Raw genomic sequence first — 19,759 nt, forward strand, 5'->3', positions numbered from 1 at the left:
CTTTGAGCATAGAGAATAATTGAAAGCAATCATTCCAACAAGTCCCCGCCACTACCAATTGAATCTACAATTACACCCCGGTTAACCATACCACCAATGAGGTTTGTTCTGCCGTGGAAACCTTTAATATCTGATGAGCGTCTATAATTAGCTGTCCGGATTTCGATCTCTACTTTTTCCTTCATGGAGTATCTCATGAGAGTAAAGCTATTCCTTTCGTTGCTCAGCTTTGTGTTTTTAATGGCAGGCTGTAAAAATGCATCACCAAGCATTGCTCCAACCAACGTGCCTGCCAACACCCCAACCCTGGAGTTTTCCTTACCCATTCCAGCCACCCTCGTCAACCCTACCGCATCAAAAACCCCGTCTGTGGAGAAGCTTACCCTGACTCCCGTCTCCGACCAGCAAAACGTGTTGGATTTGGCATTCGAGGTCATTAATGTGATTAAAGCGGATGATTCGGTTGCATTGTCTCAATACGTCCACCCGCAGATGGGTCTGCGTTTCTCGCCCTATTCTTACGTCAAAGATTCCGACCAGGTATTTACTACTCAGCAAGTGGCAGGTCTGCTGGATGACAGCACAGTGTATCTGTGGGGAAATTATGATGGCTCCGGTGAACCGATTAACCTGACTTTTGCCGACTATTATGCCAAGTTTATCTATGATGTAGACTTCGCAGACGCCCCTCAACTATCCCTTAACCACCGCCTGAGCACGGGCAATTCGATTGACAATAGCCAGGAGTACTACCCCGGCTCTATGATCGTTGAGTTCTATTTCCCTGGTTTCGATCCCCAGTATGGCGGCATGGACTGGCGCAGCCTGCGCTTAGTATTCATGCAGGATGACGGCACCTGGTACCTTGCTGGCCTCATCCACGACCAGTGGACCACATGACACAGTATCGGCACACATAGAGTGGTTTTCTCGGATAACATTCTGGTTTACAATTAAGCCATGTTCACCCATGCCATCACCCGCTTGCCCGGGGGTAATTTCTCCGACGGGATCACCACCTCCAACCTGGGTCAACCAAGCTATCCACTCATCCTCGAACAACATCGGGCTTACCGCCAGGCCTTGCTCAGCCTGGGCCTGGATGTGATCGTCCTGCCAGCCGAACCGGATTACCCGGATGCCTATTTCGTCGAAGACCCAGCCATCGTCACCCCCAATATCGCCGTGGTCACCTACCCAGGTGCATCTCCCAGGCAAGGTGAGCAGGTCAGCCTGGAACCCTTTTTGCAGTATTATCGTACCATCTTCCACATCCAGCCCCCCGGCACAGTCGAGGGCGGGGATGTGCTGATGGTGGGCAATCATTTCTTCATTGGCTTATCCGAGCGGACCAATGCAGAGGGTGCTGAGCAGCTCATGGCATTCCTGCGGAATGCGGGGCACACTGCAGAAACAATCGCTGTGTCAGCCGGTTTGCACCTGAAATCCAGCGTCAATCATTTAGGCGAAGGCGTATTGCTAATTACCAGGGAACTTTTTGATATCCCGGCTTTTGCAAGCTACCATAAAATCCTGGTGGATGACAGCGAAGCCTATGCCGCCAACACCTTGTGGGTGAATGGTAGCCTGCTTGTGCCGAGCGGCTTTCCCAAAACCAGGGTAAAGCTCGCTGCGCTCGATATGCCCATCATTGATTTGGATGTCAGTGAAGTGCAGAAGATGGATGGCGGCCTGACTTGCATGTCCCTGAGGTTCTAATAAGATCATGGGTCTCAATTGGATCGATTCCAACCAGCTTTCTTTCAATACCTTGCTCTTGCTCGAACGGGTGCAGCTGAGCTGGTTCCCCGGATGGGTGCCTGAAGCTAAGATGGCGATTACCCTGCGCGCCAACCCGCATATTGAGTGGTACCTGCGGCATAAGTGCCCCGAGCTGAACCCCTGGGTGGACCAGCTATTATCAGCAAATCCACCTACCTTCTCTCCGTCTGCTGAACAAATCAGGGCAGCAGAGATCGCCGTCATGAACACCATCAACGACCTGATGGTGTATGTGGTCGACCCTAAGCTCTACGATGCCCGGCCCTTCATGGCCTGGGATGAGAACGAGCTGCTCATGCTGACGGAGTTCTCAGGCAAGATTGTCATCGATGTTGGTTCTGGCACAGGTAAGCTGGCGTTGATCGCCGCCAGTAAAGCCCAGGTGGTCTTTGCCGTGGAGCCGGTGAGCAACCTGCGTCGATATATAAAGGATAAAGCCCGGGCTCATAATATCTCGAACATTTTCACGGTGGATGGCTTGATCACCGATATACCCTTTCCGGACGGTTTCACCGATATCACCATGGGGGGCCACGTTTTTGGCGAGACACCTGAATTGGAATATGCCGAGTTGAAACGGGTGACCAGGCCAGGTGGGATGGTCATCCTGTGCCCGGGCACCTCTATGAATGAGACCCAGGCACATGAATTTCTCCTAGAGGAAGGCTTTGCCTGGTCAGTCTTCGAAGAGCCGCAGGATGGGCCTATGCGGAAGTATTGGAAAGTTTTACCCTGACCTGACGTCGGGGAAGGGGAACTTCTCAGTCACTAAAACAACGATTTGGAAAAGTCAATCGTGTATGGGGCGTTTTTTTTCAAGGTACCCCATTTTATGGAGATCAGAATTATTATGAACAAAACCTACCTGCACTAGAGTATGCAGGTAGGTATTTTGAACAGCTGAATCTGCCTAGTGCTCTGGGATCTCCCGCTCTGCCCGACGGAGAATCTTCTCCACTTTTTCACTCACCTCTCCAGGTAGCGGGTCGATCACCGGTCCTTCCAGGATGGACTGCACCAATTCACGGGCTTTCGAATACATTGACGGTTTCCCGATACTGACCCAGCTCTCAAGCGAATGACGGTCTATCAACGCCGGGGTATATAGCTCATTTCCCCGTGCAGCCAAACGGGTGCTTTTTGCCCCCAAGAAATGCCCCCCAGGCCCAACCCGGCTGATATCTTCTAGCAGGTCTTTTCCATCCGAGCAGTCCACACCCTGCGCCAGGCGTTGCAACAGGTGCGCGATCTCGTTATCCACCACAATTTGCTCCAAGACGAGCAGCTGGTCACTCTCGATTTCGCCAAAACCCACCAGGATATCCGCACCAGCCAAGACCGACGGCAATGTGGTGATGATTTTTTCGATCACTGCTTCCGGCCCGGCTTGCTTGGCATCGGAGGTGAACCCTGCCCCACTGGATGGGAAGCCATAATAGTGCGCCATTTCCACCAGGGCGGCAGTTTGCAATGCCATCTCTGGCACACCAGCCAGGTAGGCACCGCTCCGGAAATCGGTGATAGCCGTGGAGCTGGAGAAAATGATCGGCCGGCCTGGATGCGCCAACTGGAAGATCACCAGCGATGAGAGCATCTCAGCGTTCGCCAGGGCGATGTTCGATAGCAAGCTGGCCGGTCCGGTGGTGCCAATCACCGGCATGGGCATGCACATCACGGGTAGGTCGACCTGACCGAGCTCGAGGTAGGCGTCCAGCATCTGCCCATCATGGGTCAATGGGGCCACCGGGCAATAGATTAGCGAATAGGCGTGGCTTTCCTTCAAGGTGGTTTCGCTGCCCACGATTGCCGCCAACCCTTCGATCAGGAAAGGTGCTTGTGCCACCGTATGCAGCTCGTGCTGACCATGTTTAGAGCAATTGGTAGCCATGCTCAAGAATTCGTACAATGCCCGGATGTGGGCGGGCTTGTCTGCCGCACAGGTGGGCGCCCAGGCCATCACCCCCATATCCATCTGCTGAAAGACCTTCAAAGCTATTTCGATGTCCTGGCTGGTGCCGTAGCGTCGCTCACCACTTTGAAAATCCAGGGCAAAGGCAGCCGTCCCATCCAACCCGTAGCGAGTTTGCAGGGTGGGTAATGCCAGGTTGTAGGTGGGGTTGCGTGCCTCAAGCACGAACGACCTTGGTGCAGTTTTCAAGGCCTGGTTCACCAGCTCGGTGGGTATTTTGGCAATCCTCTCTTGTGGGTCGATGGGTATTCCATGACTACGAAAGATTTTCGGTGCCTGGTCCCCATAAAACCGAATGCCCACTTCCTCCAGAATGTGCAGGCTCATGTTGTGGACGCGGTGTTGTTCTTCTTCTGTCAGAATCTGGGCGGTGAACTGCATAATTCCTCCGTGTCTTGGTGATCTAAATGACCTGGAAAGCTTGCGATCTAGTGACCTTTTTCCTGGTCTGCAGCTTTCAATAGATTGCGTAGCTCAGCTTTTTGAGCGTCTTCCAGGGGCTGGGGATAATGGTTGGCCAGGATCCATTCCACTTTTTCGCGGGCTACTTCAAGGACGTCCCGATAGTCTCCGGCCAAGTTTCGCTGGCCGGTCAGGTTGGAGTATTGGCGCTGGCGTAGATTTTGGCGGGTATGCCGATGAGCCAGGTATTGGCCGCGTGGGCCGACCTCGCGGATCACATCCAAGGCTAAGGCCTCAGGGCTGGTGTTAAAATGGGAGGCTTCATGCCTGACACGATGGTATACATCGGCGTCCAATAAGATTGCTTCAGGGTAGAGCAACATGCACGACTCAACCAAGCCTAATCCACTGCCGGTTTCAGCGCCTGCCAGCGCGCACAACAATAATGACGATTCAGCTTCCGCAGCTGATTGCCAGCCTGGGACAACTGCATCTGTCCCGAAGATACCGGCCAACGTGGGCACTCCCCAATGGTGGGCCATCTCCGCGCCCAACGGGTACAGCTGCGAGCCCTCGAATGTGCTGCTCTGGTAATCGCCGGTACGTGGGTGCATGATACCGGGCATCAGGGAGTGAAATACTGGGGCACCTGGCGCTGCCATCTGCAGCAACACCAGGGCGGAGATGATCTCTGCATCCCCGGTGACCAGCGTGCCTGCCAGGGTGGCCGGTGCGGTGGTCCCGGTATTGACCATCGACATGAATCCCACCGGCAGACCTGCTTCGGCAAACACTAGGGCTGATTCCAGACCATCGCGATCCTGGGCTAGGGGTGCGATGCAACATACCAACAAGGACAGGGGCGGACGCTGGCGCCTGACCTGCTCAGAACCTGCCACCACGTTTGCCATTTCGATGGCATAACGTGCCGTCCATTCGCCCATGATGGTCTCAGATTGGATATGCTTTATGGTATTGTTGAAAGATGCCTCAATTTCGTGGAGCGGGGCAGTCTCAGGGTAATCCTGTGCACTGACGATCGGCCAGTAGAATCCCAGGGCGCTCAGGTAGTCGGATACCCTGGCCATGGCAGCCACATCTTCTTTTCTGGAGCGCCTTCTCTGGCGGGTGACAAAATCGATGGTTTCAACCCCACACCCATCCGTTGCGCAATACAAGGCTGTGCCATCCAGGTGCAAATCGAAGTCCTGGGAACGCGCCCCCATGGTGTAGTAACGCGGGGCATGATTCATAGTCTCCAGCACCACCTCGCTGGGCAGCTTTACCAGCTGGCGCTGAAAATCCACCCTGCCGCCATGCTCGGCGTAGATTTTTAGTGCCATCTCCGATGGGCAGTGCACCCCCACCTGTTCCAGGATCTCCAGGGTGGCCGCCTGCAGCTCATTAAGCTGGCGTTCATCCAGGATATTCACATGGTAACCGGGCACGATCGGTTGCAGGGCGGGAGTTTCACTAGCCATAGTTGCTACCCCTTGCGAAGCTCTTTATCCGCAGCCGCCAAAATCCGTTTAAGCTCAGCCTGTTTTTCACCTTCCAATGCCTGTGGATGATGATTCTTGCGGATCCAATCGACCTTTTCAATCGCAACCTGGCGAGGGTCGCGATATTTTCCATCTTCACCGATCTGGTGATTAATGCCGCGAACCAGCGATTCGCGGATGTGGTTGCGAGTATGCCTCTGCCCCAGATAATGACCACCCGGACCGACCGCATGAACCGTGTCGAGCGCTAATGTCTCGGGGCTCACCTCCAGATCCATCAGCTGGTAGCGAGCCCGCTGGTACAGGTCATCATCCATGATGATCTGTTCAGGGTAGAGCAGCGTGTATGTCTCTGAGAGCCCCAATCCGGTGACAATATCTGCACCGGCCAAACCAGCCAGGTATGGATCCAGTGCCACCTCCCCTGCACCCAGCCATGTGCCGGGTTCATGGGCATCCGTGCCGTAGCAAGCTCCCAGTGAAGCCATACCCCAATGGTGGGCCATTTCCACCGGTGCGTAGCGCGTCCGGCTATCCAGCGAATAACTCACATAGCCCCCCGTGCGCGGGTCAGCCCAGGCTTGCATCAACGAGTGAAAAACCGGGGCACCAGGGGCGTGAAGCTGCATGAGCACCGTTGCGCTGATAATCTCAGCATCCCCCATGGCAAATGCACCGGCCAGGGTAGCGGGGGCGGTCGTCCCCAGGGTGGGCATGGCCAGGAACCCGACTGGTAGCCCAGCTTCTGCCAATACCAGCGCACCTTCGATCCCAGCCGTGTCTTGCACCAACGGAGCGATCGTGCACACCACTAGCGAGAACGGTGGGCGCTGGCGCAGCTCCTCCCGGCTTCCGGCGATCACACTAGCCATCTCAGCAGCATACCGGCAGGGAATTTCCCCCATCACCGTTTCACTTTGCACATGCTTTACCGAGTTATTCCAGGCGGCATCGATTTCATGCAGTGGGGCAGTCTCGCCGTGATCCTGGGCACTCACCATCGGCCAGATAAATGCAATGGATGGCAGGTAATCGGAGATCAAGGCCATCGTTCCAACGTCAGCCTTGCATGAAGGCCGCCGCTGCCGGGTGGTAAAGTCAATGGTCTCCACCCCGCACCCGTCTGTAGTAAAGAATGTCACTCCCTGGGCCAGCTGCAAGTCATAGCTCGGTCGCCGCGCGCCTAGTATAAAATAGCGGGGAACCGTGAATAAGGCTCTCAAAACAAAATCCGGCTGCATTCTGACCACCTGCGACTGCCAGTCCACTTGCGCACCGTGTTCGGCAAAGATCGACAGGGCTTTTTGGGATGGAAATCGTACGCCAGTCTTATCTAAGATCTCCAGCGTTGCGGCTTGCAAATCATCCAGCTGTTTATCGGTCAGGAATTGCAGGTGATAATTGGTCTGTAATGGTTGTAAGGGTGGGTATTCGGTTGGCATAATTTATCCTTGAATAGCTGGTCATTTTTTACGGAATGGGTTATTTTATCGATGTGTCACCGAGACGCACGTGCCCGTCTCTCGAGGTGTTCAAGCTCGCGTAGCGTATCTTCAGGTAAGGGCAAGGGTTGGTGATGTGATAAAAGCTGTCGAATATCTTCCCTGGCCTCAGCCAGGATGTCTGGTGAACCCGAAGCGATCCATTGTTCGTACGGGCCATGCTGCCCAAATTTACTCCTATAGATTTCATCGGAACGAACCATCCTGCGCGTAGAGCCATGTTTAAGGTAATTTCCTCCCGGTCCCAGCTCGGAGATCACTTCACCCAGCCATTTTTCGGTGCTGCTGCCAATTCCTGAGCTGAGGCGTTTACAGCGCCGGACAACTTCCACGTCAATCATCATTTGCTCAGGGCTGAAGATGGTTGAACCCCCCAGCAACCCCGGCCCCACCAGTAAGTCGGGCTGTGCTAAGACCGGTAGGGCATAATTCAATGCACGTTCATAAGCTGCTTGGATACATGGCACATGGTGGTCCGAACCTCCCGTGCTAGCTTCTACTGGCAACTGATACATGCGGGCAAGCTGTGTCACTGCCGCGCTTAGCAGGGCATGTTCCACCTCGCCACTCCCAAACCGGCCTGAGTGCATATCGGCAATTACAGGCACGGCTGCGTAGATGAATGGAGTTCCTGGTGCAGCAGCCTGGATAAGGCAGAGCATTGCCAGCGTCTCACAGTTAGCCAGGATTAGTTGCGAGATCAATGAAGCCGGTCCGGTTAACCCCAGCATCGGCATGGTCATCACCGCCACGGGGATGCCCCACTCCAACGTCTCAAGGTAGGCATCCGTATATTCACCCTCGATGAGCAGAGGGGAGGCGGGGCATATGAGGAATGAAACCGGCAGGGTTTGCTTAAACTCAAGCGGGCTACCAAACACCACCTGGAGCACTTCCAGCATCCAGCGGCTTGCTTCAGGTGTTGCGGTCGATTCCTGGATATGCTTGGAAAAATTTGAAAAGATGGTTTTCCAGTATGCCACCGTATCACCAGGCGTATGTCCCCAACAGCCTTCGATGGCACTCCAGTACACATCGATATCATCCAGGCAGTCACCCAGGCGTGTCGCCAGGTACCAGTCATCCAGGTTGGCAGTCCTGCGCACACCTGCATCCGCATCGTAAGTGTAGACTGCCGCGCCATCCATGATGATTCCACACCGTCCACTGTTCATGGGCAGTGTGCACCCGGGCCGGCGGGCACCAAGCTGGAATGCCTTGGGCGCCAGATCCAGGCAGGCCTCAACCAGATTTTTTGGAAAATGTACGATATGCGAAGCGTGGTCAACATCTGCACCAGCTTGCCCAAGCAAGTTCCGCCCGCGCTGAGTATCTACCCTCACCCCAGTATTTTGTAATATACGCAAGGTCTCTTCATGAATGCGGTCACACTCATCTGAAGATAGCACCTGCACCTGGGTTTTCATTAAACTTCCCCCATTTTCTCCAAAACTTTGTGTGGATCAAACGCGTCGCGTAAGCCATCACCGATGTAATTGATCGAGATTACCGACAAGAAGATCATTAATCCCGGGAAGATAGCTAACCAGGGGTATTTCACCAGATAATCCTGAGCATTGCTGAGCAGGTTGCCCCACGATGGCGTGGGAGGCTGGATGCCGAATCCAAGATAGCTAAGCCCCGATTCTTCCAGGATGGCATAAGCTACTTCCAGCGTGGCCTCAACGATGACTGGCCCGATGGCATTGGGGAAGATGTGGATGGCAATGATCCGCATGTTGTTGGCCCCCAAGGCCCGCGTGGCGGTCACAAAGTCCATCTCACGAATCGTTAGGTAGGAGGCACGCACGATACGGGCGGTGAACATCCAGGCCAGCAAGCCGATCACCCCTGCGATGGTCAACACGGGATTACTCTTTAAAAATGGTGCATCGACCTCGCGAAGGACGGCGCTTAACAGGATAAGCACCAGCAAGGATGGTAAAGCCAGGGCTGCATCGGTGATACGCATTAAGATATTATCAATCCGCCCCCCAAAATAACCCGCAATCGCCCCAACTGGCACCCCGATCAAGAGGGTGATGATCATCACCGAAAATCCTACCGCAAGTGATACCCTGCCTCCATATAAAACCCGCGTCATTAAGTCCCGTCCGAGTGCATCAGTCCCCATCGGGTGCGACCATGAAGGTGGCTGGTAACGCTCAGCCATATCCGACTTGATCGGATCGTATGGGGAAAGGAAGGCAAATGCACATGCCAGGATGATTAAAGACAACACGATGCTGCCTGCAATCGCGCCAGGATGTTTCCGGAAACGCTTCCAGATCATCCCACTCATGGTTGATTCGCGTGCGATTTGAATGGAGGCTTCAGTCATAGTGTATGCGGGGGTCTAATCTTGAGTAAACGATATCAGCCAGCAGGTTAGCAATAATCACCGCTACCGTTCCAATGGTCAGGATGGCCATCAAAGTGGGATAATCACGATCGATTGCAGCCTGGTAATACAAACGTCCCATCCCAGGCCATGAAAAGAGAATCTCTACATAGAGTGAGCCAGCAAAAATGTACGGCAGGTCAAGTGCAAAAATCGTCACCAATGGGAGCAGGGCATTGCGTAAAGCATGTTTGTAATAGACCTTGTTCAAGGTCAAGCCCTTAGCCCTGGCGGTCCGGACGTAATCCTGGTGGATAACATCCAGCATGCTGGAGCGCAAGAAGCGTGAATACCACGTCACCCAACCCACCACTCCCATAGTGACAGGCAGGATTAAATGTTTCGTCCAGTCGATTAGCGAGAACCCCATGCCCAAGGTATACATCCCTCCCGCAGGGAGAAGCGAATCTCCTGTGATGGGGTTTTTTAGCCAGACGTAGAATATTAAAATCAAGATTAAACCCAGCCAAAACTCTGGGATAGCCTGGCCAATAAATGACAATGTAGTGACAACGATATCGAACTTGGAGTATTGTTTTACGGCGGATATTACACCGACAGGGATGGCGATGATTGCCACAACCGATAATGTCACCGACATCAGATATGCGGTATTTTTGAAACTCTCCTTGATCGAGTCGATGACAGGTTTCCTGGTGCGGTAAGAATTACCAAAATCACCTCGCAGGATGCCTTTGCCGTGCCCGGGGGTTTCCTTTACGCCATCCCCATCCGCATCGATCTTTGTCCAATCATTGCCGATCAGCCAGAAGACATAACGCACATACACGGGTTGGTCCAGGCCGAACTGGCGTTTTAATATCGCGATCTGTTCCGCATTCAACCGCCGGGATGTCCCCCTTCCAGAAAGTGGGCCACCAGGTGCCAGGTTAACCAGGGCGAATAAGACGACGCTAACGATCAGCAATAATGGAATCGCCTGCAGCAGTCTCCTGACAAGATAGTTGCCCACTTCTGTCTAATCCTTTATCCCAATCAGCTCAATGATTACTTTACGGTCCAATCCGCCACATTCCAGGTGACAATCTCGTTGGCGTTCGACTTCACACCCTGCAGCCGTGTGGAATGGGCATTGGCATCCACAGTGGTGAATAGTATCAGCTCGGGCAGGTCTTCATCCAGGATCTTAGCCAGCTGGCAGAAACTCTCCTGACGTACAGCTTCGTCCAAGGTATATGAGGCATCGATCAGCTCATCCACCTCTGGCTTAATGTAACGACCATAGTTTAAACCAGCATCAGGTACAGCTGCCGCTGAATAATAGTAACCCCACAGGAAATCAGTCGGGTCAGTGCCAGAATAACCGTCGTCCCAGATGTCCATATCAAAATCACCCGATTGCTCGATGCCACCGTTTTCGGATGAATCCCAAAGAACAGTCCCCTCAACCCTTTGAATGCTGAGCTTGATGCCAATTTCTCCAAGTTTTTCAGCGATAAACTCCTGAGTCAGGTCGAGGGCTTCACCATACTCTGAATAGGTATAGAACTCCATCTCCATCTTATAGCCGTCCTCGGCGCCAGTGGTACAACCCTGGCATTCACGGATACCATCCCCATCAATGTCTACCCAACCAGCTTCTTCAAGTAGAGCTTTGGCGGCTTCAGGATCATACTTTGGCTCCGGGATGTCACACACATTGTAGGGAGGTCGGAAGAACTCCGTCCAGACCTTTTTGGCATAATCGTACCAAAATGTTTTCGAAATGGTATCAACATCGATGCCCATCCGGATAGCTTGACGGACGCGGACATCGGAGAGGATGGGGTGAGGTGTTGCAACCGGGTCGGTTGTCCCCTTGGCTGCCAGGTTAAAGAAGATACGCATCACCCAGCGATCCACCGGGCTCAGGCTGACCTGGACAGCATCAGAATAATTCTGCAGTTCATAGACAATCGGCTCAGGTGTCCACATATCAAGATCAGCATCCCCGTTAATCAGCATCTGCTTGCGGACTGCCTCATCCGGGACGATTTTGACCAAGATCTCATCGATTGACGGTTTGCCCGGTTCGAAATAGGTTGGATTTTTCTCGAAGGTCAGGTGGTCATTCTGCACCCATTCCTTGAGGATATACGGGCCATTGCTCAGAGGCTGCAATCCGCAGTCCCAGTTGGCGAAACCCTGCTCAGCATCACAGTAATGAGCCGGCCACACTACCATCAAGTAGCCTCCGAATTGGATCAGGTAACCTGGATATATGGCATTGTAGTGCACAACTGCAGTATATTCATCGATTTTCTCTACACTATCCACATAATCAATGCCAGGAATCCAATAGCCTGTCTCGGGGTCCACCACTGCTTCATAGGTGAAGACCACGTCATTAGCAGTGACTGGTGTGCCATCTGCCCATTGAATGTCCTGCCGAAGCTTCCAGGTTACATCCATGGTTCCATTTTCCTCATCGATGACCACACCCCCATTCTCGACGGACGGCAGCTCTACAGCCAGCTCTGCAAATGGATTGCCATTCTCATCCAGATCTGCCAGCCCAAGCATGGTCAGCTCCATAACAAGCACATCAAACCCATTTTGGTTGATAGCTCCATTAAAGGTGGGTGGGTCTTCGGCGATAACTGCCGTTATCGAGGTTTTTTCTGGGACCGCAGTTGGCTCGGTTACCGGCGGAATTTCGCCGGTGGTTGGTTGAACTGCTGGAGCCTGGGTCTGTGTAGTACAGCCTGCAAGCGAAGACCCGATCAATACCAAAATCGCCAGCAAGGTGAACCACTTCATTTTCGCTTTCATTTCCTTATTCTCCTTTTTTGCTTAGTTCTATTTTATGGTTCTTTTGAATGGTCACTTGGCAAGATGGATTGGCACTATCCGAAATGTCTACGATCATGAGCATTCGCGCATGAATACTCAACCTGTATCTGCCCAGATTAAACTGAGCATCTCTCCAGGATTTTTAAATTTACAAAACAAACGAACTGTGTACTGGCTTGTTTTCGCATGGATTTTGGCTTTGCGACCAGGTTCTGATCAAGCAGTTTATTATTATGAATCTTAACAAGATGGGAAGTAGCCAGGTGTTTAGCGTGTGATGTCAGCCTGGGCAACATCAGTCGAGAAAGCGTATTGAAATTGCCTGTATGCCGAGTTCCCCCCTCCTTGATCAACATTCCCTTCACTACTCTCCTCCTGCATCGAATCCAACATTTAAAACAGAAGAATAATCGTCGGGCGTGCGATTACTTTTCTCGGTTATATTATTGAATAATTGTCCTCTGCGTTTACGCGGAAATAAATAACAGGCATCCAAGGAATCTCGATCATCACGGGGTTTTCTACCCAAAATTTGGGCAGATTAATTTCATCCCGCTTTAATCTTCATGTTATCACGAAATAAAGTCTTCGTCAATTTGTGTGATTAGAAAATCACATCTTTGTAGGATTTTACCTAAAAATTTATGTTTTTCGGCGATATCATACATTCATTTACAATTTCAGGTCGGAATTCCACAATAGACGACTCCACGTAGCGGAATATCGGCAATTTCTCTGGTAATTCTGGTGTCAATAATCTCAAGTTAATAACTATCAATTCGAACGTTTAGTATTTACAAAACGTTGGGAACGCTGTATACTTCTGTGCTAACTTTATGAAACGCACCAGTCTTGATCTGCTGATCTGCCCCACCTGCCACGGTCCATTATCCCTCCTCCCTGCCCTTACCAATCAGCTTATTGATGTGGGCAGTTTGTCTTGCGTCACCTGCCAGGTAGAGTTTCCCATCCGGCACGGGATACCCCAATTCATAGAGGAAACGGAGCTGGAAGGTCTCGATAAAACTTTCGCCCACTTGTATGATTGGTTTTCCTTGATCTACACCGCTTTTTCCAAGGTTGGTTTTCGGTTGCTTGGCACCACCGATGCAAAAGCCCGCACGGAGGTTCTGAACCGGCTCGAGCCAAAAGGAGGCAAGGTACTCGAGGTATCCATTGGCAGTGGGGTGAATTTACCTTATCTGCTCACCATGCCTGGGGTCGGTGAAGTGTTCGGATTGGATATCTCGCGCGGACAGCTAAAACGTTGTGGCTCGCTCATCCACCGCAGAGGCTGGCCTGTGGATCTTTTCCTGGCGAACGCAGATGATCTGCCATTCACAGACTGCAGCTTTGACTCTGTCTTCCATATCGGTGGCATCAACTTTTTTTCCAACCAGCAGAAGGCCATCAATGAGATGATCCGGGTGGCGAAACCTGGTACCAAGTTCATCATCTGTGACGAGAATGAATCTGGTGCCCAATGGTATGAAAAATTTCTGCCGGGTTTCAAGGCGGCGTTTCAAGGCCAGCGGAGAGAGATTATCGCACCCATTGATCTTGTGCCAGCGAGTATGCTTGATGTAAAACTAGGCAACATCTGGAATAATTTCATGTATTGTATCGAATTCCGGAAACCAAATAACTTGTAATAGAGGCATTCACCCATGGACGGACTTCAACCGATTGAAGAACTTCACTTTATCGAAGATATAGGATTGTACTTTGAACAGATGGGGCTGCCGCGCATGGCCGGCCGCATCCTTGGTGCGTTGCTCATTTCCGATCCAATCTCTCAATCCATCACCGATCTGGGAGAGAAGCTGCATGCCAGCAAGAGTTCCATCAGCATTATGGCTCGCTTGCTGATGGAGCGCGGCCTGATTGAAAGAGTGGCTTCTCCAATCCCACGCCGCGATTATTATCGTTTTAAACCTGGGGGGTGGATCATCTACATGCGTCAGTGGTTAGGGTTGATGGCCGGACTGCACCAGATCACAGAAAGGGGCATGCTGTTAATGGTTGATAAACCGGAGCCTCTGAAGGAAAGGTTGAAAGAAGCGCATGATTTATTTTCAAACATTGAGCAGGAATTCCCTGCCATTATACAAAAAATTTCCACAAAATAATTCACAGTGCAGGTAAGGAACTATAAGCCAGGTACTGTTTACAGAGAATACTGAAAATAAGCAAAAGATCATCAGACCCAATACCGGAAAAAATTACCAATAAAGCACACAGCTTCTCCAAAATATACTCGCTTATTGTTAAAGATGATGTACTAACATATTTGCTTTGGAAATGACAAGGATGACGAAAACATTACTATTCCCTCACGCACCGCATCACACCGATCACCATATTCATAACAACCTGGACCCACACCGCCGGAGCGCCTCAGGATTATCAGATATTATTCTTGGTGGGCAAGATGGTCTGGTAAATGTGCTTGGAGTCATTCTCGGTGTAGCCGCTGCCACCAGTGACCCTCACCTCGTGCTGGTTGCTGGCCTTGCCGCTACTTTTGCAGAATCAGTATCCATGGGAGCAGTTGCTTATACTTCTACCCTTGCTGACGCAGACTACTATGACAGCGAGCTCGAACGCGAGCAGCGCCATATCGAACAAGTTCCAAAAGTGGAACGTGATGAAGTCAGACAGATTTACGCTGAAAAAGGCTTTCAAGGCGAGTTATTAGAGCACATCGTTGACACAATTACGAAGGACCCAGATGTTTGGGTGGCGGTTATGATGGCTGAAGAACATCAGCTGACCCCAATCGACCGAAAGCAAGCTTGGAAGATTGCTCTCATCGTAGGCTTTTCTGCAATTATTGGCTCCTTAATCCCGCTAATTCCCTTCATATTTTTACCTGTGACCATAAGCATGCTGGTATCTGTGCTGGTCACCGCTCTGGTTCTATTCTTCGTTGGTGGGTATAAGGCACGTGTGACTATTGGACACCCTGTGAAGAGTGGCTTAGAAATGGCTCTGATTGGTACATTGAGTGCCCTGGTTGGTTACGCTATAGGAGCATTGCTTAAGACCCCTGCTCCTTAATCGTCTACGCTGGGATATTTATGAGATCATTCAAGCAATGGGGAAGAAAATGACACTGTCAAACAAATCCATAGAAAATCAAACTTCACTATTCGTCCAGACTCCACCCTCGGGTTTGAACCAGGTAGAAATACAGGAATTGCGTAAAAAGCATGGAGAAAACCGCCTTCCTGTTGAAAAGGGGACTACGGTTTGGACAATCCTGCTAAATCAGATAAAAAGCCCGCTGGTGTATATCATCCTTGTTGCCGCAGGCGTATCGCTATTGGTGAAGGAATACAACGACTTCATCATCATCATGGCCGTGGTCATTATTGATGTCGTCTTGGGCTTTTTCCAGGAATACCAGGCTCAGCAAACCTACACCGCCCTCAAGGGCTTGTTAAAACCCACTACCACCGTCCTGCGTGACGGTGAGAGAAAAGAAGTGGAAGTCTGGGAGCTGGTACCTGGTGACCTGGTAATGTTGAATTCTGGGGAGCACGTCCCCGCTGATGGTCAGGTACGCGAATCCACCCAGCTGGCGGTTGACGAAGCCATCCTGACTGGCGAGAGTGAACCAGTTAGTAAAAATACCACCGATGAACACAACATCGTATTCATGGGTACAACCGTCATCACCGGCCGCGGGATGATCCAGGTGAGCAAAATTGGCACCAGTACCGAGCTTGGTCAAATTGCTACCAGCCTCAGTGAGCACGTCGAGGAGGACACCCCGCTGCAAGTCAGGTTAAAAACTTTTAGCAAAGTGCTGACGTACATCGTCATTGGCTTTACCATGGCAATCCTCGTGGTGGGGTTATTGATGGGCAGGGAATTTCTCGATATGCTGCGCGTATCCATCATCCTGGCCATTGCCGCTGTACCAGAAGGTCTGCTCATTGCTGTGACGGTGATCTTGGTTTTAGGGATGCGGAAAATCCTCAAGCGCCAGGGACTGGTCAAAAAGCTGCTGGCCGTCGAGACCTTGGGCTCGGTTACTGTCATTTGCACCGATAAGACCGGTACCCTGACAGAGGGTCGAATGCGGGTGGCACGGACTGAATTCCTGGATGACCAACGTGCCATGCAAACCATGGTGCTGTGCAATGATATGGAAGGCCCAGTCGATATCGCCTTATGGGAATACGCGCAAAACAACCTGGGCATCGATCCAAAAGATTTGTTGGACAGCTCGAAGCGTTTGGCAGAGGAGCTCTTTACCAGCGAAACCAAATACATGATTACCGCTGTAACAGGTGTATATTTTCACGGGGCAAACTACAACTTTCTCAAGGGAGCACCAGAAATCGTGCTAGAGATGTGTAACGCCAGCCAGGAGGAGCGCGATAAAATCCTCGCTCAGGTAGATGAGTGGGCCGGTGAAGGGCTACGCTTATTGGGCTTGGCTTACCGTTCAATGGGCAGTCTTGAGGATTACTCCGGCTATAGCTGGGTGGGATTGCTCGGTATGCAAGACCCGATTCGCGAGGGTGTCCATGAAGCCGTGGATCTTGCCCAGCATGCTGGGATTCAGATCAAAATGATCACCGGCGATTACCGAAAAACTGCCGAGAAAATTGCCCGGACGATCGGTTTGATGAAGCGTGGGGAGCATAGCCTGGAAGGTGAAGAGTTGGCCAGGATGAGTGACCAACAGCTTCAGCACGAGGTTCAAGACGTGGCTGTTTTCTCACGTATCCGCCCGCAGGATAAGCTACGTATCGTGCAGGCCTTGCAAACCAATGGTGAAATCACTGCCATGATTGGGGATGGAGTGAACGATGCCCCGGCACTGCAGCGAGCTAACATCGGTGTAGTGGTGGGGACGGCTTCAGACGTTGCCAAGGAAACCGCAGACCTGATCCTGCTGGACAGCAACTTCCGCACCATCGTCGCCGCCATCGAGGAAGGGCGTGTAATTTTTGAAAATATCCGCAAGGTGGTCGCCTACACTCTGTCAAACTCTTTTGCGGAAGTGCTCACCATCTTTACAGCCATGATGCTGCATTGGCCAGCCCCACTGGCGGTAGCTCAGATCTTATGGATCCACCTGATCTGCGATGGTCCATCCGATATCGTCCTGGGATTCGAGCCCGAAGAGGAGGGTATCATGGACGAAAAACCCAAATCGATCAAGGAACCTGTGCTGGCTCCCCTCGGTTTAACTTTGATCGGGGTAATCAGCATTGGGAGTGCGATTGCAGCACTCACATTATTTGGTCACTTCTATCTATCGCATAACAATCTTGCCGAAGGTCAAAGCCTAGTGTTTGCCAGTTTTGCGGTCAATTCCATGATCTATATCTTCGCCTACCGCTCCATGCGCCTACCGCTGTTCCGCATGAGCCCGCTCAGCCGCAATAAACCATTGATTTGGGCTGTGGCTGCCGGGTTACTCATGGTGGTGATCGCCTTCGCCTTTCCCAATATCCGCAGCCTGCTCGGGATCGTTCCACTCTCCCTCCAGCAGTGGAGCTGGATCGCCGCGATCGCCTTTGGGTTACTGATTGCGGTCGAGATCGGTAAGTGGGTCAGGGTCATGATTAAAAGTAAACTAAATTCGCAAAAATAAGGTGCCGAATTTTTTCACTTTGATCGTGGATGATGAATAAGCCATACCTGCGTGTTGCGCTGATTGCTGTAGCTTACCTTCTGATCATCGCTATGGCTTACCTTGGCTACGCTACCCGCAAGGGCAACTTGACCGATTGGTTCCTGATCCTTACTGCGCTTGCGTACGGATTTGGCGGACCTTACCTGGTGCGCAGCACCCTTAAAAAAGAATCACTTATTCAACGAGAGAATCAGGACCGATCGCTCTGGCTGATCATTCCTGGATTCTTGTTCGTATTTTATGCTTCACCTATCGAATATATCTATGCGCTGAACAGGCTTCCAAGATCAACCGGTATGCAGATTGCAGCATTGGTCTTGCTTTTTATGTCGATAACCTTATTCAGTTGGGCACGCATCACACTGGGAGATTTCTACTCAGGCCGGGCGAGGGTGACGGATGACCATGTCCTGATACAGCGAGGACCATACCGCTTCATCCGTCACCCTGCATATGCAGCATATCTGATTATGGGAGTGGGGATCACGATCGGATATTCGAGTTGGTTTGGCCTGGCTGCCACCTTATTTATTATGCTGCCTGCCCTGGTTTATCGGATTCATGTTGAAGAGGAACTATTATTCGCAGGATTTGGAGACGATTTCCTCCAATACAGCCAAAAAACCAGGCGCTTGATCCCATATATCTGGTGAATATCTTTTCAATGCCAGATATAATTGTAGACTATTCCTGGCTTAAACATTAAACTCCGGAGAGTAACCATGAGTGATCATCAAATATTATATTTATCCCTGGCGGATGTCACCAAAGTCAACCTCGACATGGCCACCGTAATCAACCTGCTCGAAATGGCATTTCGTGAGAAAGGTGCCGGAAAGGTTGAGATGCCCCCCAAACCGGGCATCCACACCATGCCGGATGCTTTCATTCATGCCATGCCAGCCTTCATCCCGTCCTTGAAATCAGCCGGCATAAAATGGGTCAGCGGATATCCCGAAAACCAAAAACGCAGCCTGCCATATATCACCGGCCTGCTCATCTTGAACAATGTCGAAACGGGCATCCCCTACGCCGTGATGGATTGTGCTTGGATCACCGCCTACCGCACGGGTGCCGCTTCTGCCCTGGCAGCCAAGTACCTCGCCCGGCCTGAGAGCAAGACCGCTGGTATCCTGGCCTGCGGGGTACAGGGGCGAACCAACCTGGAAGCTCTTAACGTCCTGTTCCATATCGAGAAAGTGTACGCGTATGACATCCATCCTGAAGTGCAAGGGCACTATGTGGATGAGATGTCACACAAGTTAGGTCTGGAGATTGTCGGTGTGAACGACCCGAAACAAGCGGTAATTAATAGCGATTTGGTGGTGACTTCGGGACCGATCCTCAAGCACCCCACACCTACTATTCAAAAAGATTGGCTACAAGCAGGCGCATTCGGCAGCGCGGTCGATTTTGACAGTTATTGGACTGGGGGAGCCCTGTCGCAGATGGACCGCATCAGCACGGATGACCATGCTCAGTTCCAATACTATAAAAGCGCTGGCTATTTCCAGGAAACACCAGCGCCGTATGCCGACCTGGGTGAGATCGTCGCCGGACTGAAACCTGGCCGGCAAAGCGCACAGGAGCGAACTCTGGCGATCAATCTTGGCCTGGCGATGGATGACATGGCAGTAGCCCCCGAGATTTATCGCCGCGCGAAGGATATGGGCATCGGCACCTGGCTTACCTTGTAGATAGTCCACCCATCTCGAATCTTGATGAAGTGATTAAATTAGCAGGCATGCGGCG

At 51.7% G+C, this 19,759-nt stretch carries 17 protein-coding genes; 9 read left to right on the forward strand and 8 right to left on the reverse strand.

Going from position 1 to position 19,759, the window contains the following annotated elements:
• Window positions 1–195 precede the first annotated feature (195 nt).
• Genes C3F13_16965 through C3F13_16975 form a run of 3 tightly spaced genes read left to right on the forward strand, consistent with a single transcriptional unit; the run spans window position 196 to window position 2,518 of the window.
• Window positions 196–900 (forward strand): hypothetical protein, encoded by a 705-nt coding sequence (locus C3F13_16965; protein ID PWB50159.1) that lies wholly within the window; start codon window positions 196–198, stop codon window positions 898–900.
• 60 nt (window positions 901–960) lie between these two features.
• A complete protein-coding gene (locus C3F13_16970; protein ID PWB50160.1) occupies window positions 961–1,719 on the forward strand; it encodes an amidinotransferase in 759 nt (252 codons plus the stop codon).
• 7 nt (window positions 1,720–1,726) lie between these two features.
• Complete coding sequence (locus tag C3F13_16975; GenBank protein PWB50161.1) at window positions 1,727–2,518, forward strand: hypothetical protein; 792 nt, start codon at window positions 1,727–1,729, stop codon at window positions 2,516–2,518.
• A gap of 174 nt (window positions 2,519–2,692) precedes the next feature.
• Here the strand turns inward: C3F13_16975 and C3F13_16980 are convergent, their stop codons facing one another.
• The 8 genes from C3F13_16980 to C3F13_17015 form a co-directional block, all read right to left on the reverse strand.
• Window positions 2,693–4,132 (reverse strand): hypothetical protein, encoded by a 1,440-nt coding sequence (locus C3F13_16980; protein PWB50162.1) that lies wholly within the window; start codon window positions 4,130–4,132, stop codon window positions 2,693–2,695.
• Between the two features lie 47 nt (window positions 4,133–4,179).
• Window positions 4,180–5,634 (reverse strand): hypothetical protein, encoded by a 1,455-nt coding sequence (locus C3F13_16985; protein ID PWB50163.1) that lies wholly within the window; start codon window positions 5,632–5,634, stop codon window positions 4,180–4,182.
• 5 nt (window positions 5,635–5,639) lie between these two features.
• Entirely contained in the window at window positions 5,640–7,097 is a 1,458-nt protein-coding gene (locus tag C3F13_16990) for a hypothetical protein (GenBank protein ID PWB50164.1), read from the reverse strand.
• 56 nt (window positions 7,098–7,153) lie between these two features.
• Window positions 7,154–8,584 carry a hypothetical protein gene (locus tag C3F13_16995; GenBank protein PWB50165.1) on the reverse strand — a complete coding sequence of 477 codons (1,431 nt, stop codon included), beginning with the start codon at window positions 8,582–8,584 and terminating at the stop codon, window positions 7,154–7,156.
• A complete protein-coding gene (locus C3F13_17000; protein PWB50306.1) occupies window positions 8,584–9,459 on the reverse strand; it encodes a peptide ABC transporter permease in 876 nt (291 codons plus the stop codon). Before C3F13_17000 ends, C3F13_16995 begins: the two co-directional genes overlap by 1 nt.
• Window positions 9,460–9,490: 31 nt before the next feature.
• Window positions 9,491–10,531: a diguanylate cyclase gene (locus tag C3F13_17005; GenBank protein ID PWB50166.1), complete on the reverse strand. Its 1,041-nt coding sequence runs from the start codon at window positions 10,529–10,531 to the stop codon at window positions 9,491–9,493.
• Window positions 10,532–10,566: 35 nt separating this feature from the next.
• A complete protein-coding gene (locus C3F13_17010) occupies window positions 10,567–12,330 on the reverse strand; it encodes a hypothetical protein (GenBank protein ID PWB50167.1) in 1,764 nt (587 codons plus the stop codon).
• 137 nt (window positions 12,331–12,467) lie between these two features.
• Window positions 12,468–12,716, reverse strand: coding sequence for a hypothetical protein (locus tag C3F13_17015; protein PWB50168.1), 249 nt, complete (start codon window positions 12,714–12,716; stop codon window positions 12,468–12,470).
• 471 nt (window positions 12,717–13,187) lie between these two features.
• On the opposite strand from C3F13_17015, the gene C3F13_17020 reads away from it, so the two are divergent.
• The 6 genes from C3F13_17020 (at window position 13,188) to C3F13_17045 (ending at window position 19,704) form a co-directional block, all read left to right on the forward strand.
• Window positions 13,188–14,003, forward strand: coding sequence for a hypothetical protein (locus tag C3F13_17020; protein PWB50169.1), 816 nt, complete (start codon window positions 13,188–13,190; stop codon window positions 14,001–14,003).
• Window positions 14,004–14,018: 15 nt separating this feature from the next.
• Window positions 14,019–14,480: a MarR family transcriptional regulator gene (locus C3F13_17025; protein ID PWB50170.1), complete on the forward strand. Its 462-nt coding sequence runs from the start codon at window positions 14,019–14,021 to the stop codon at window positions 14,478–14,480.
• A 172-nt stretch (window positions 14,481–14,652) separates the two neighbouring features.
• Window positions 14,653–15,411, forward strand: a complete 759-nt coding sequence (locus tag C3F13_17030; GenBank protein PWB50171.1) for a hypothetical protein — start codon at window positions 14,653–14,655, stop codon at window positions 15,409–15,411.
• A 37-nt stretch (window positions 15,412–15,448) separates the two neighbouring features.
• Window positions 15,449–17,965 carry a hypothetical protein gene (locus C3F13_17035; protein ID PWB50172.1) on the forward strand — a complete coding sequence of 839 codons (2,517 nt, stop codon included), beginning with the start codon at window positions 15,449–15,451 and terminating at the stop codon, window positions 17,963–17,965.
• 29 nt (window positions 17,966–17,994) lie between these two features.
• Window positions 17,995–18,660: a hypothetical protein gene (locus tag C3F13_17040; GenBank protein ID PWB50173.1), complete on the forward strand. Its 666-nt coding sequence runs from the start codon at window positions 17,995–17,997 to the stop codon at window positions 18,658–18,660.
• Between the two features lie 69 nt (window positions 18,661–18,729).
• Window positions 18,730–19,704 carry a peptide transporter gene (locus C3F13_17045; protein ID PWB50174.1) on the forward strand — a complete coding sequence of 325 codons (975 nt, stop codon included), beginning with the start codon at window positions 18,730–18,732 and terminating at the stop codon, window positions 19,702–19,704.
• Window positions 19,705–19,759: the final 55 nt, after the last annotated feature.

Source organism: Anaerolineales bacterium, from assembly GCA_003105035.1.
In the GTDB taxonomy this organism is placed as follows: Bacteria; Chloroflexota; Anaerolineae; order Anaerolineales; family UBA4823; genus FEB-25.

Bases quoted from the DNA above. Each gene is read 5' to 3' on its own strand.
- C3F13_16965 (PWB50159.1), top strand. From the start codon at position 196: ATGAGAGTAAAGCTATTCCTTTCGTTGCTCAGCTTTGTGTTTTTAATG.
- C3F13_16970 (PWB50160.1), top strand. From the start codon at position 961: ATGTTCACCCATGCCATCACCCGCTTGCCCGGGGGTAATTTCTCCGAC.
- C3F13_16975 (PWB50161.1), top strand. From the start codon at position 1,727: ATGGGTCTCAATTGGATCGATTCCAACCAGCTTTCTTTCAATACCTTG.
- C3F13_16980 (PWB50162.1), bottom strand. From the start codon at position 4,132: ATGCAGTTCACCGCCCAGATTCTGACAGAAGAAGAACAACACCGCGTC.
- C3F13_16985 (PWB50163.1), bottom strand. From the start codon at position 5,634: ATGGCTAGTGAAACTCCCGCCCTGCAACCGATCGTGCCCGGTTACCAT.
- C3F13_16990 (PWB50164.1), bottom strand. From the start codon at position 7,097: ATGCCAACCGAATACCCACCCTTACAACCATTACAGACCAATTATCAC.
- C3F13_16995 (PWB50165.1), bottom strand. From the start codon at position 8,584: ATGAAAACCCAGGTGCAGGTGCTATCTTCAGATGAGTGTGACCGCATT.
- C3F13_17000 (PWB50306.1), bottom strand. From the start codon at position 9,459: ATGAGTGGGATGATCTGGAAGCGTTTCCGGAAACATCCTGGCGCGATT.
- C3F13_17010 (PWB50167.1), bottom strand. From the start codon at position 12,330: ATGAAAGCGAAAATGAAGTGGTTCACCTTGCTGGCGATTTTGGTATTG.
- C3F13_17020 (PWB50169.1), top strand. From the start codon at position 13,188: ATGAAACGCACCAGTCTTGATCTGCTGATCTGCCCCACCTGCCACGGT.
- C3F13_17025 (PWB50170.1), top strand. From the start codon at position 14,019: ATGGACGGACTTCAACCGATTGAAGAACTTCACTTTATCGAAGATATA.
- C3F13_17030 (PWB50171.1), top strand. From the start codon at position 14,653: ATGACAAGGATGACGAAAACATTACTATTCCCTCACGCACCGCATCAC.
- C3F13_17035 (PWB50172.1), top strand. From the start codon at position 15,449: ATGGGGAAGAAAATGACACTGTCAAACAAATCCATAGAAAATCAAACT.
- C3F13_17040 (PWB50173.1), top strand. From the start codon at position 17,995: ATGATGAATAAGCCATACCTGCGTGTTGCGCTGATTGCTGTAGCTTAC.
- C3F13_17045 (PWB50174.1), top strand. From the start codon at position 18,730: ATGAGTGATCATCAAATATTATATTTATCCCTGGCGGATGTCACCAAA.